The following is a 13,537-nucleotide window of genomic DNA, read 5'->3' as shown; positions in this document are numbered from 1 at the left end:
CTATGGCCTTGCGCGACGGATCGCCAGCAGTCGATCAGCGTCAACCGAACTTCCCTTTGCGCACCTGCTCCATCATATGCTCATAATCGAAGATCGGGCTGGCGGGGGTATAGCTGCCGGTCAGGGTCGCGATCAGATAGCGGCCGAGGCTGCGCAGATATTCCTGGTCGCCCTGCGCGACTTGCCGCGCAACCGGCAGCGCCGGCTGCGCCGCGTCGCCGATGAAGCAGAGCGCATTGAGCGCGTGGAGTTGCACTTGCCAGCTCGGTGCCTGATCGCCGGAGAGCGCGATCAGCGCCGCGACGGCATCGGGCGCGTCGCCCAGCCGGCACAGCGCCTCAGCCGCGACGATGCGGACATGGGGCGAGGTGTCGCTCTGCATCGCCTGCGCCAATGCCGGGCGCGCGGCGGCAGCCTTGGCGCCGAGGATCAGCAGGCCGGTCGCTGCCCAATAGCGCATCACCGACGTTGCATGGGACAGGCCGGCGACGAGGCGCGGCAGATCGGCGGCATCGCCCCGCGCCGCGACGGCGCCCAGCGCCATCACATCCGCGAGCGGATAGACCCGCCGGTCGCGACTCTCGACATAACCCTCGCCGGCCATGCCCTCGGGCAAGAAACCATTATCGTTGATGGCGAGCATATGCGCATCGAGCGCCTTGCGCAGCGTCGCGAGCATCGGGGCAGCAGCAGCGTCCCCGGCGAGATTGCGGATCTCGTCCGGATCGGCGGCGAGATCGTACAGCTCCTCGTAGGGCTTGGTCTGGAAGAAGCGATCCTGCACCGGGTTCAGCGTGCCGGCGCGGTGGGCCGCTTCCCAGTCCTGATAGCCTTTCGCCAGCCATTCGAACGCCTGATGCTGGCCCCAGGGACGATGCGGCATATAGTTGCGAATGTAGCGCCAGCGGCCGTCCGTGACCGTGCGGCTGAAATCGACCCGCTCGTCCATGCGGTTGCGCATGCCAAAGGCATAGCGCTGCGGCTTGGCGCGGCGCGCGCCAAGGAAGGGCTTGCCCACCATCTGCGCGGGCTGGGCGATACCGGCGAGCGACAGGAGCGTAGGCGCAAGATCGATGAACGAGACCGGCGTCGCGATCTCGCTGCCGGGCCGCGCTGGCATGAGATGCTGCCATTTCGGCGGCACATAGACCACCATCTCGCAGCGCAATCCCTCCTCGTAGCAATAGCGCTTCGAGCGCGGCAGCACGCCGCCATTGTCGGAATAGTGGAAGACGATCGTGTCCTCGGCGAGCCCGTCCGCCGCCAGCTCGGCCAGCCGCTCGGCGAGCTGCCCGTCCATCTTCTCCATCAGATTATGATAGCTGGCATAATCCCGCCGGATGCCTGGCGTGTCGGGCAGATAGGCAGGGATACGCACCATCTCCGGCTTCACCCGGCCGGCGGTCGGCTGGAACAGGCGGGACTCGTGCGTGGTCTCATAGTTGAAGACCGCCATGAAGGGCTGACCGGCGCGACGCCCGCGCCAATGGCTCTCGCCCCCCTGCTCGTCCCAGATCGCCTTGGGATCGACATCGCAATTATAATCGGTCTTGCTGTTGTTGGTGCAGAAATAGCCGGCCGCGCGCAGCAGCTCGGGATAGGTGCGGAACGCCTTGGGCAATTTGCCGACCGCGCGCATCTGGTTCGCCGGTGCACAGCTCTCCGGATACACGCCGGTCAGGATGCCGAAGCGCGACGGCGCGCAGACCGGCGCATTGGAATAGACATGGCGGTACAGCAGCCCCTTGGCCGCGAGCCCGTCGATCGTCGGCGTATGGGCGAGCTTGTCGCCATAGGCGCCGACATAGGGATTATTATCCTCGCTCACGATCCAGAGGATATTCGGGCGCGCGGCTGGCGCCGCCGTCGCGCGCGCGGCCGCCGCCGCGGCAGCAAGCGCGCCCATATTGCCCAGCATCGCCCGGCGCGAGAGCGTCGTCCCGCGCGTCATTGCCCGTTGACCTGACGCTTGAGTTCCTCGCCAAGCGGCTTGGTCGGCACGAGCGGCTGGCCGGCGGCATGCGCCTTCGCCTTGGCAGGACTATCCGGCATGATGTCGTCGAACCGGTCGGTTGGGTTCGGCGCGATCAGCCATTCGTCCGGGAATTGGGCGGCGCCGGGGCCACCGCGCAGCCGCCGCACCGCGCCGATCGACTGACGCTCGCCATACGGAATGACATGCCGTCCGTTGCGGTCGGCCAGCTGCGCATAGAGCGCGTCGCGCATTGCGATCTTGCGGTCCACATAGGCCGGATCATTGACGAGATTGCGCATCTCGTCCGGATCCTTGGCGAGGTCGTACAGCTCGTCCAGATCATAGACGCCATAATATTGAATATATTTGAGATCGCCCTGCTGGATCGCGAAGGTGCCCGGCGTCATCGGGAAATTATACTCCCAATAATATTCATAGATGAAATCCTGCGGCTTCCACTCCTGCGCCGGCAGCGCGCCGTTGATGAGCGACCAGGCGCTTTGCCCTTCGAACTGGGCCGGCTTCTGGACGCCCGCCATATCGAGGAAGGTCGGCGCGAAATCCAGATTGCGCACGCGGCCCTTGTTTACCGCGCCGGCCGGCACCGTGCCCGGCTCCCACATCACCAGCGGCACGCGCACCGACGCCTGATAGGCATTGCGCTTGTCGATGAGGCCATGCTCGCCGATCTGGAAACCATTGTCCGAGGTGAAGACGACCAGCGTGTCCTTCTCCAGCCCATGCTTGCGCAGATAGGCCATGATGCGGCCGAGGCTGTCGTCGACCGCAGAAAGCGTGCCGTAATAATATTTGAGATAGTCGGTCATCTTGACGTCGGCATGATAGAAGAAATTGATGCCGTGCCAGCTGTTGCGCTGGTTATAGACCCACATCGGTTTGCCGGCATAATTTTCCGGCGTGTTGGCGGCGCTCGCCGGCAGCACGAACTTCGCATCATCATATTGATGCGCATAGCGCGGCGGCGGCAGCGGATCGGAATGGACCGCCTTGTGGCTGAGATAGAGGAAGAAGGGCTTGGAGGGGTTGCGCTCCTTCTCCAGCCAGCTCATCGCATAGTCGGTCAGTTCGTCGGTGATATAGCCGGTCTGGCCCACCTCCTTGCCGTCGACATTGAGCTGATTGACCGTGCCGGCCGCCTTGGCGGCATCGGGCACGCCGGTCGTCGGCCAGTAGGAGCCCTGCCCCTTGAAGCTCACCCATTTGTTGAAGCCCGGGCGCGGCATATCGCTGTCGCTGCCCATGTGCCATTTGCCGAAGAAGGCGGTCTGGTAACCCGCCTGCTGCAGATAGCGGGGGAAATAGGTCAGCCCTTCTTCAGAGCTGTGATTATTGTCGACCACGCCATGATTGCGCGCGGTCATGCCGGTGAGGATCGTTGCCCGGCTGGGCGAGCAGAGCGAGGAGGTGACGACGGCATTGGGGAAATAGCTGCCCTCGCGCGCCATGCGATCGATGTTCGGCGTGCGGATGCCCTGCTGGACGAAGCCCATCCCGTCATAGCGAAGATCGTCGACCAGCACGAAGATGATGTTGCGCGGATGGGCGCGCTGGGCCGGAGCCGCAGGCGCCGCGGCGCGCGGTGCGTCCCTCGTCCAGGCCGGCGCCGGGCTGATCGTAGCCCCCAGCGCGACAGCAGCAAGGGTAGCGGCGCGGAAGGCCCGGCGCAGTCTGGACATTCTCGTCTCCTTCATCGGGTCAATAGACCCATTCCGTCTCGCGCCCGTCGACCACCACCTTGCGGGTCGTGTGGAGGGGCCAGAGCGGCTTGGGCAGCTTTGCCCGCCAATCTTCCATCACGCGCTCGAGGCGCTCGCGTGCTTCGGCCTGCGTTCCCGACAGGTCCGTGCGCTCGGCCGGATCGTTATCGAGGTCGTACAGATGCGTCTGGTTCCAGTCCTGCGAGCGCCACAATTTGAGCGGTCCCTGCCGCACCGCAAAGACCGGCTCCTGCCCCCAGATCAGCATGCGCGGCGTGCGCGGCGGATGCTGCGCGCTGGCGAGCAGATCCTGCCCGTCCAGCCCCTTGGGCAGCGGCGCCTTGGGCTGCGCGGCCTTCAGCACGGTCGGCACGATGTCCATCGAGGACACCGGCGTGTCGACGATCCCGCCCGGCTTGAGGCGGCGCGGCCAGGAGAAGAGGAACGGCACGCGGATGCCACCCTCCAGATAGGTGAACTTGCCCCACGACCAGGGATGATCGGGATTGCAGAAGCCGAACTGCTCCGGGCAACCATTGTCTGACAGGAAGACGATAATGGTATCGTCGCGCACGCCCTTGCGCTCCAGCGTGTCGAGGATCTTGCCGACACCATCGTCCATCGCCGCGATCATCGCGACATAGGTGCGACGGACCGGATCCTTGATGTGCGCGAAGCGATCATAATAGGCCTGCGGCACCTGCAGTGGCCAGTGCGGCGCATTATAGGCAACATAGGCGAAGAAGGGCTTGCCCGCCGACCGGTCGATGAAATCGACGGCGCGGTCGGTGATTTCGGTCGTGAGATATTTGTCGAAATTGGCGACCGACCGGGCATCCGGGCCCTCGACAATCACGCCATTGCCACGGCGCTGCGTGAAGGGCGGTTTGTTCGCATCGGCCTTGGTCGGCGTGGTGACGATGCCCGGCGTGGCGGGGTCGACATAGACCGTCTCGCCGGCGAGGAAGCCGAAAAACTCGTCGAACCCGCGATTGGTGGGGTAGAATTGGCGCGCCGAGCCCTGATGCCATTTGCCGATCGCGGCGCTGCGATAACCGAGCGGCTTGAGGCGTTCGGCGAGGGTCTTCTCGGCAAGCGGCAGGCCCGCGCCCTCATTGCCTTCGTCGTTGATATTGTAGGTGAAGCCGAAGCTCGCCGGCATGCGGCCTGTCAGCAGGCCGGCGCGCGAAACGGCACAGACCGAGGCCGCGACATAACCGCTGCTGAACGCAACGCCGGACTTGGCGATGCGATCGATGTTGGGTGTGGGCACGTCACTGCGGCCATAGCTGGACACGTCCGGCCAGCCGAGATCATCGACGAGGATGACCACGACATTGGGCTGCGCCTGCTGCACCGGCGGTTTCGTCGCGGCGCGGGCCTGCGCCGGATTGGCGAAGTCGGCCGTGGCGACGAGGCCGAGGCTCCCGCCGGCGAGCAGCGCGGCGAGACCGGCGCGCCCGAGCAGGCGGCACATGCGCGTCGCCCGGATCATTCCGCGCCGCCCGGCGAGAAGTCACAGCCCGCAATGACCGAGGGCTGCGCGGCATCCTTGGATGGCTTGCCCTCGCACCATGGGAAACGGGTCTGATCGAGCGGACCGTCCTTCGTGTCTTTGAGGATCTTCGAGAGCGCCGCGAAGCGCTTGGCCGCCTCGCCCTTCATATTGTTCGCTGCGACCGGCGTTTCCGTGCCTGCAATGGAATCGACCGACACGAAGCGCCCGTCGCCATAGACCTTCCAATGCGCATCGAACGCAAAGCGCGTCGGCTCGAACTGCCACATCGGCGCATAATGAATGAAGATGGAGTCGCGGGCGGCGGTGGCCTTGCCCTCGATCACCGGCCACTGGCTGACCCCATCGACCTGGCCCGCGCTCGCCGGCGCCCCGGCAATGTCCGCGAAGGTCGGCATCATGTCGGCAAAGTCAAACAGCGCCGGCGTCACCTTGCCTGCCGGCACGCGGCCCGGCCCCCAAGCGATCATCGGTACATGGGTGCCGCTCACCGTCGGCGTGCCCTTGCCGCCCGGCACGATATGCCCGTCGCGGATGCTGGTGATCGCGCGGGCCGTGCCATTGTCGCCGGTGAAGATGATGACCGTGTTGCGGTCCAGCCCCTCCGCCTCGAGCTTGGCCATCAGTTCACCGACCTTGCGGTCCATATACGTGACCATGCCGGCGAAGCGTTCCTTCTGCCCCTTGGCGGTCATCGAGTCCGGGGTGGGCACGAACGGGCTGTGAACCAGCACCATCGAATAATAGAGGAAGAAGGGCTTGGCCTTGTGGCGCTTGATGAAGTCGAGCGCGAAATCGCCGTCATTGTCCGGGCCGAAGCCCTCCTCGTTGATCCGCACCACGCCATTCTGCCCGCGTGTCGGCCCCCAGTAGCGGGAGCCCTTCGCGTCCAGCGCACGCAGCTGCCAGAGATAGCTTTCATCGAACCCCGCCGCCTCCGGCGTGATGCCGACGCGGCCGTCGAATCCGTTGCCCATGAGCTGCCATTTGCCGACCATCCCGGTCGTGTAGCCGGCTTCCTTGAGCATGTTGCCGAAGGTGCGCTGGCCCGGCGCAAGAAAGCCGAACGCCTGATAGTTGCGATGATTTTCGAGCCCGGTCATGATCCGGGTGCGCGAGGGCGAGCAAAGCGGCGTCGCATGCGCATTGTCGAAGCGGACGCCTTCGCGCGCGAGCCGGTCGACGTTCGGCGTGAAATATTCGCCGCCATAGGCGTTGATGCCCTCCACGCCGAGATCGTCGGCAAGGATCAGGATGACATTGGGCGGCCCTTCCGTCCGCGCCGAAGGCGCAGGTGACGCCGATGTGGCTCGAGGCGTCACCTGCGCCGCGCCGGGGGTCGGAGGGAAGAGGAACGCCCCCAGCGCGAAAGCGGATGCCATGAGTGCCAGGCGCGACGATGCGCGGCGCCCGATCTGTCGAAATGCTGTTCCTCTCTGCACGTTTTAACCTCTGCTCTGGTCTGGAATGGCAACGACGATCGGACGGCAGCGCTCACTCATTTTGCGCCGGCCTGTCAGCGCTGTCATCGAATTTCTCTCGAGCTCCGAAACGAGCTGGCGGCTCGGCCAGAGCGGGGCTGCTATATTTGCGGGCCTCCCGCCACCAGAGCGTCTTCATCTCCGCCAGCTTCTTCGGCTGTTCGGCGGCGAGATCATGAGTCTCGGACGGATCGGTCGCGACATTGAAGAGCTGCCAAGGGTCGGTGTCGAAATCGCTGCCCTGACGGTGAATCGCCACGGCACGCCAATGGCCTGCCGTGATGGCGCGATTGCCGCGCAGTTCGAAATATTGCACCGGGCGCGTCTCCGGCGCCGCAGCCGAGCGGACAGAGCGCAGGAAGGATGTGCCGGCGACCGGGATCTGCGCCTGCCCGCCCACGCGCTTGGCAAAGGCCGTGCCCGCCGCCTCGGCCAGCGTTGGCGCGACATCGACCACGTCGACATATTGCCCGCGGATCGCCCCGCCGTCCTTGACCACGCGCGGCCAGGAGAGAAGCATCGGCACGCGCACGCCGCCCAGATTGGGCCAGAGCTTGTAGCGCCGGAACGGCGTCGCGCCGAGCATTGCCCAGGGGCGCTGATATTCCGACTGGGTCTTGTCCGTGCCCAGTTCGTCGATCCGGGCCAGCATCTGCTCCGGGGTCAGCTTGTTGGGCCGATAAAGCTGCTCGAAGGAGCCCATCTGGCCCGCTTCCGATGCAGCGCCATTGTCCGACATCAGCACGATGAGCGTGTCGTCATATTGGCCAGTCTGCTTGAGATAGTCGATCAGCCGGCCGATCTGCTCGTCCGTATGCGTAAGGAAACCGGCATAGACCTGCATGAAACGCGCGAACACGCTCTGCTCGGTCGGCGTGAGGGAATCCCAGGCGCGATCGCCCGGATTGCGGGCCGGCAGCACCGTGTTGGCCGGCATCAGCCCCATGGCCTTCTGACGCGCGAGCCGCTCTTCGCGCAGCTTGTCCCAGCCCTTGTCATAGATACCGGCATAAGCATCGGTATAGGCGCGCGGCACCTGGATGGGCGCGTGGCCGGCGCCATAGGCTAGATAGACGAACTTGCCCTTCCCTCCCTTGCCGGCCGCGGGATCGAGCGTGTGGATCGCGCGATCGGTAATATCGACCGAAAAATGATAGCCGGGCGTCTCGGGCGCAGGAATCTGGCGATTCCCCTCGATCAGGTTGGGGTGATATTGATCGGTCCAACCCAGGAAGAAGCCGTAAAAACTGTCGAACCCGCGCTGCAGCGGCCATGAGGCGTTATGGCCTGCCGTGCCGTCCTGATCCTGCGGCGCGAGATGCCATTTGCCAAAGCCATAGGTCTGGTAGCCCGCCCCGTGCAGCACCTGCGCGATCGTCTGGGCATTGGCCGGAATCTCCCCGCGATCGCGCGTGAGATCGGCCGGGTCGACCTTGTCGGCCGGCAGGTCGGCCATGCGCACTGTTTGCGGATTGCGGGCGGTCAACAGTGCGGCGCGGGTCGGCGAACAGACCGCCTTCGAATCGAAGCGATTATAGCGCAGGCCCCGCGCGGCGAGCGCATCGATATTGGGTGTACGGATCTCCGAACCGAACGGGCCGAGGTCGGAATAGCCCACATCGTCGAGCACGATGACAACGATGTTTCTGGGAATGCTTTTGGGAGCCTGCCCCTGCGGCGCCGCCTTCGCGCTCGCCGGAGTCGCCAGCTGGACGCTCGCCGCGACGAGAATCAATGCCGTGCATGCGCTCATTCGCCTCGTCCGGTCGCCCATTTCCTCTCCTTCCTCCGGCTGATCGCCACTCGCGTCGTTGCGCCAAGGCCACGGTTACAGGCAAGCCTCATTCAATTTGTATGAGAGGCTTTGACATCGCTGTCAATCTGAGTCATTGAGTCGCCGCACGACTAAAAAGATTTCTATTGAGTTATAGGGGAGTGTTATCATGCGCCGATCCGCATCCATTTATCTGAGCTCCGTCGCTGTCATCGCGCAGCTCTGTCTGGCAGCACCCATCCACGCTCAGACGGCTGATGCAGCCGAGGCGGTCGCCGCGGAAGAGGATGTCGGCGAAATCATCGTGACTGCGCAGAAGCGCTCCGAGCGCCTGCAGGACGTGCCCGTGGCCATCACCGCCGTGACCGGCGACGCCCTGCTGAACCGCGGCATCGCAGACACCAAGAACCTGACGCAGGTCGCACCCTCGCTGACCTTCGGCCAGGGCAACAACCCCAACAATTCCAGCTTCCGCGTGCGCGGCATCGGCACATCCGTGTTCGGCATCGGCAGCGAAGCGTCGGTCTCGGTCGTCATGGACGGCGTCGTGATGGCGCGCGGCGCACAGGGCTTCGCCGATCTCGCCGACATCGAGCGCATCGAAGTTCTGCGCGGCCCGCAGGGCACCCTGTTTGGCAAGAACGCCACGGCCGGCGTGATCAGCGTCGTGACCGCCCGCCCGTCGAAGACCCTGAGCGGCAGCGTGAATGCCAGCGTCGCCGAAATGGGCGAGTATCGCGTGAACGGGACCGTCTCGGCGCCGATCTCGGATGTCGTGGGCGTCCGCCTCTCGGGCTTCTACAATAATGACGACGGCTATTATTATAACGTCGCCCAGAAGAAGAAGATCAACGGCTTCGAATCCTGGGGCGTTCGCGGCAAGCTCGAGTTCGACCTTGGCGATCTCAACCTGCTCGGCATGGCGAGCTATTCCGAGAATAACGGCACCTGCTGCCAGAGCGCCCTGATCCGCTCCGACAATGCCAATCTCAGCACGCTGATCGGCCCGGTCGTCGCGCGCCCGTTTAACCGCGAAGTGGTGAGCAATGGCGATAATGTAAGCAGGACGAACCAAGCCATCTTCTCGCTCGAAGGCAGCTATGATCTGGGCGCGGCGACCATCACCTCGTTGACGGCGTATCAGAAATATAATTTCTACGCCGGCTTCGACGTGGACGGCATCAACAATGCCACGCCCATCTATACGGGCGGCAACGGCCTAGCGCCCTATTATGCCAATTATGACGTCAATGCCGGACCATTCGACCTCAAGCAATTCTCGCAAGAGCTGCGCCTCGCCTCGTCGGGCAGCAATCGCTTCAACTATGTGGTCGGGCTCTACTACGACCAGTTGACCGGCAACCGCTCCTTTGGCCGCCGCATCGTGACCTGCCCGACCAGCATTGCGGCCAATCAGGGCCTGGCGCTGGGCGCCACCTGCCCCTCGCCGCGCGGCTCCTCGGGCAGCGCAAATTCGCATCTGGAAGCCACACAATATGCCGCGTTCGGCCAGATCGACTATCGCCTCGTCGGCGGTCTCAAGGCGATCGCCGGCATCCGTGTGCAGCATCAGAGCCTGTGGGTCTATGGCGCACAGGATGTCGCACCGCTGGTGGTGGGCGACACGCCCATGTTCTCGGGCGCTACGCTGACCAGCGGCCGCACGGACGCGAGCGACGACGCCGTGACCGGCCGCGCCGGCTTGCAGTACGAGTTTAATCGCCACGCCCAAGCCTATGCGACCTTCTCGCACGGCTATAAGGGCCAGAGCCTCGGCACCGAGTTCAACCAGACGTTCAACAATAATGCGATCGTCGAGCCCGAGACGGTGAATGCCTATGAAATCGGCTTCAAAGGTAGCACGTCCAACCGTGTCCTGACGGTCGCGATTGCAGCTTTCCTTGCGGACTATAAGAACCTGCAGGTGCAGGCCAACAAGTCGGACAATTCGACGGGCACGTTTCTCTTCGTGGTGACCAATGCAGGCACCTCGCAGACCAAGGGCATCGAGATCGAAACGACGCTGCGCCCGACCGAGGAACTGTCGATCCAGAGCTCGTTTGCTTATGTCCATGGTCGCTTCGATGCCAACGGCCTCGCGTGCCCGCTCAATCTCCAGGCCGCCGCCGTCACCGTCCCCTTCGGCGGCGTACAGCCGAACAACACCTGCTTCCGTCAGGCCTCGTCCACCGGCACCCTCTCCGGCAATCAGCAGAATGTCCGCAACGGCATCCTACCCGTCACGCCCGAGTGGCGCTTCTCGATCAACCCTCGCTACGAGAAGCCGGTCAGCAGCAATATGATCGCTTATGTCGACCTCAATTTCGCCTGGCAGAGCAAGGTCAATTTTGCGCTCGAGCAGGACCAACTGGCCATCCAGAAGGCCTATGCTACGCTCGATGCCACCATCGGCATCCGCCCGGCGGACAAGGGCCTGCGCGCATCGATCTGGGTCAAGAATGCCTTCGACCAGAATTATTACAGCTCGCTCGGACGTTTCACAACTTTGACCTCCAACACCGTGACGCCGAACAACATTCTCGGCTTCATGCCCAAGTCGGCGCTGCGCTATTTCGGCGCATCGATCGGCTATTCCTTCTGAGGATTCGGCCGGGAGAGCAGCCCTCTCCCCGGCCTTCCTCTGATCCAGAACCAATTGGCGGTTTTCCGGGTGGCCCTCTTGCGGCGCCCGTCCACTCATGGGGTAAACGGGCATGACGCACATCAAGAAGCATCTCCTCGCGCTGAGCCTCTCGGCCATCGCTGTCCAGGCGCTCGCCGCCCCTGAAAAGCCGCTGCGCACGCCCAAGCAGGCCGAGGAACTTGCCACCGCGATCGCGGCCAAGCTGCGGCCGGAGGAGCGTACCGTCCTGACGCATGGCATCATGCCGCTACCGCTCGGTCCCAATCCGCCCGCGATTCCCGCGGATGCCATCGCCGGCGCGGGCTATGTGCCGGGCATTGCGCGGCTCGGCGTCCCCGCGCTCAAGGAGACGGACGCCAGTCTTGGCGTTGCCTATGTGTTCGGCATCCGCAAGGATGGCGCAACCGCCCTGCCCTCCGGCCTCGCGCTCGCCTCCACCTGGAACAATGATCTGGCCGAACAAGCTGGCCGGATGATCGGCCAGGAGGCGCGGGCCAAAGGCTTCAACGTCATGCTCGCCGGCGGCGCGAACCTCGCGCGTGATCCGCGCAACGGCCGCAATTTCGAATATTTCGGCGAAGATCCGCTACTGAGCGGCCTGATAGCGGGCCACTCCATTCGCGGCATCCAGTCCAACAACATCATCTCGACCATCAAGCATTTCGCCCTCAACGGCCAAGAGACCGGCCGCAAGGTCGTCGACTCCCGTATCTCGGAGAGCGCCGCGCGCGAGAGCGACCTGCTGGCCTTCCAGATCGGCATCGAAGTCGGCAATCCAGGCTCCGTCATGTGCGCCTATAATCGCGTGAACGGCCATGCCGCCTGCGCCAATGACTGGCTGTTGAACAAGGTGCTCAAGCAGGACTGGCGCTACAAGGGGTTCGTCATGTCCGACTGGGGCGCCGTGCCGGGGCTGGACGCGGCGGTCAAAGGGCTGGACCAGCAATCCGGCGCACAGCTCGACGCCGCCGTCTTTTTCGGCAAGCCACTAGCCGACGCCGGAAAGTCCGATCCCGCCTATGCCAAGCGCATCGACGACATGAACAAGCGGGTTCTATGGGCGATCTATTCCAACGGCCTCGACCTGCACCCCGCGGTCGCCGGCGGCAAGATCGACTTCGCGGCGAACGGCCGCGTCGTTCAGACCGCCGCCGAACAAGGCATCGTCCTCCTGCGCAACGAGCGCAACGTGCTGCCGCTGGCGGCGTCCGCCAAGCGGATCGCCGTGATCGGCGGATATGCCGACACCGGCGTCCTGTCGGGCGCAGGATCGAGCCAGGTGCAGGGCGAAGGCGGTCCCTCGCTGGCCCTGCCCTTGGGCGGTAACAGCCCATGGGCGGCCTTCGTCAACCAGGCCTATCATCGGTCCGTGCCGCTCGACGCGATCAAAGCGATGGCGCCCTCGGCCGAGGTGAAGTTCCGCGACGGGCGCTATATCTCGGAAGCCGTCGCTCAGGCGAAGCGCGCCGATGTCGCGATCGTCTTCGCGACGCAATGGTCGAGCGAAGGCTTCGATCAGCCCGACCTGTCGCTACCGAACGGACAGGATGCGCTCATCGAGGCCGTCGCCCGCGCCAATCCGAACACCATCGTGATCCTAGAGACCGGCGGGCCGGTCGCCATGCCCTGGCTCGACAAGACCGCCGCGGTTCTGGAAGCCTGGTATCCCGGCGCGCGCGGCGGCGAGGCGCTGGCAGCCCTGCTGTTCGGCAAGGCCAATCCGTCCGGCCGCCTGCCCGTTACCTTCCCCGCCAACGAGGATCAGCTTCCCCGGCCCAAGGTCGACGGGTTCGAAACGGTGGAGCCGAGCTTCACGGGCGAGGCGGTCGGCTATTCGGGCGATCTCGCCGCCGATTATGACATTGAGGGATCGGACGTCGGCTATCGCTGGTTCGCGCAGAAGGGCCGCAAGCCGCTCTTCCCGTTCGGCTTCGGCCTGTCCTACACCCGCTTCGCCAATTCCGAGCTGCGCACCAATGGCGATGTCGCGAACTTCTCGGTGAAGAATGTCGGCGATCGGGACGGCGCCGTCGTGTCGCAGCTCTATCTGGTCAGCCGGGGCGGCGAGAAGAAGCGGCGCCTCCTCGGCTATCAGCGGCTCGATCTGGCGCCCGGCGCGACGCAGACGGTCTCGCTGAAGATCGATCCGCGCCTGATGGCCGACTGGAAGGACGGTCAATGGGTCATGCCGGCGGGGGACTATCAGTTCGCGCTGGGCGACAATGCCGAGGATCTCGGGCCGACGGTGACGGTGCGCCTGCACGCACGCAGCTGGCGAGAATAGCCGTCGTGAAGCGCGGGAGCGGGGCCGTTCGATGCGCGCCGTTCGTCCGCACAATGAGAGCGTTAGACGCGCCAGGTCGATCCGGTCGGATCGGCTTCGCCATGAATAGGCCTGTGACTTGAGCCACTCCACCACTCTCATCCTG

General features: G+C 64.6%; 7 protein-coding genes. 2 read left to right on the top strand and 5 right to left on the bottom strand.

Annotated elements, in window-relative coordinates; genetic code table 11:
* Positions 1–40: 40 nt before the first annotated feature.
* The 5 genes from KK488_RS03975 to KK488_RS03955 all read right to left on the bottom strand — a co-directional run bounded on the left by KK488_RS03975 (position 41) and on the right by KK488_RS03955 (position 8,443).
* Positions 41–1,951, bottom strand: a complete 1,911-nt coding sequence (locus tag KK488_RS03975; protein WP_214621835.1) for a sulfatase-like hydrolase/transferase — start codon at positions 1,949–1,951, stop codon at positions 41–43.
* Positions 1,948–3,672 (bottom strand): sulfatase family protein, encoded by a 1,725-nt coding sequence (locus tag KK488_RS03970; RefSeq protein WP_250890049.1) that lies wholly within the window; start codon positions 3,670–3,672, stop codon positions 1,948–1,950. The genes KK488_RS03975 and KK488_RS03970 overlap by 4 nt, the downstream gene beginning before the upstream one ends.
* Positions 3,673–3,691: 19 nt before the next feature.
* The gene (locus KK488_RS03965; RefSeq protein WP_250890048.1) at positions 3,692–5,188 is read right to left on the bottom strand and encodes a sulfatase-like hydrolase/transferase; all 1,497 of its coding nucleotides are present in this window, start codon (positions 5,186–5,188) and stop codon (positions 3,692–3,694) included.
* Positions 5,185–6,591 (bottom strand): sulfatase family protein, encoded by a 1,407-nt coding sequence (locus tag KK488_RS03960; RefSeq protein WP_214621833.1) that lies wholly within the window; start codon positions 6,589–6,591, stop codon positions 5,185–5,187. Before KK488_RS03960 ends, KK488_RS03965 begins: the two co-directional genes overlap by 4 nt.
* A gap of 112 nt (positions 6,592–6,703) precedes the next feature.
* Positions 6,704–8,443 carry an arylsulfatase gene (locus KK488_RS03955; RefSeq protein ID WP_214621832.1) on the bottom strand — a complete coding sequence of 580 codons (1,740 nt, stop codon included), beginning with the start codon at positions 8,441–8,443 and terminating at the stop codon, positions 6,704–6,706.
* Positions 8,444–8,633: 190 nt separating this feature from the next.
* On the opposite strand from KK488_RS03955, the gene KK488_RS03950 reads away from it, so the two are divergent.
* Positions 8,634–11,066 (top strand): TonB-dependent receptor, encoded by a 2,433-nt coding sequence (locus KK488_RS03950; protein ID WP_214621831.1) that lies wholly within the window; start codon positions 8,634–8,636, stop codon positions 11,064–11,066.
* A gap of 112 nt (positions 11,067–11,178) precedes the next feature.
* The gene (locus KK488_RS03945; protein ID WP_214621830.1) at positions 11,179–13,392 is read left to right on the top strand and encodes a beta-glucosidase family protein; all 2,214 of its coding nucleotides are present in this window, start codon (positions 11,179–11,181) and stop codon (positions 13,390–13,392) included.
* The last annotated feature ends 145 nt before the right edge of the window (positions 13,393–13,537 follow it).

Source organism: Sphingobium nicotianae (assembly GCF_018603885.1).
Lineage (GTDB): Bacteria > Pseudomonadota > Alphaproteobacteria > Sphingomonadales > Sphingomonadaceae > Sphingobium > Sphingobium nicotianae.
The sequence above is the reverse complement of the archived record's forward strand: the minus strand, read 5'-3'. Positions and strand labels throughout refer to the sequence as shown.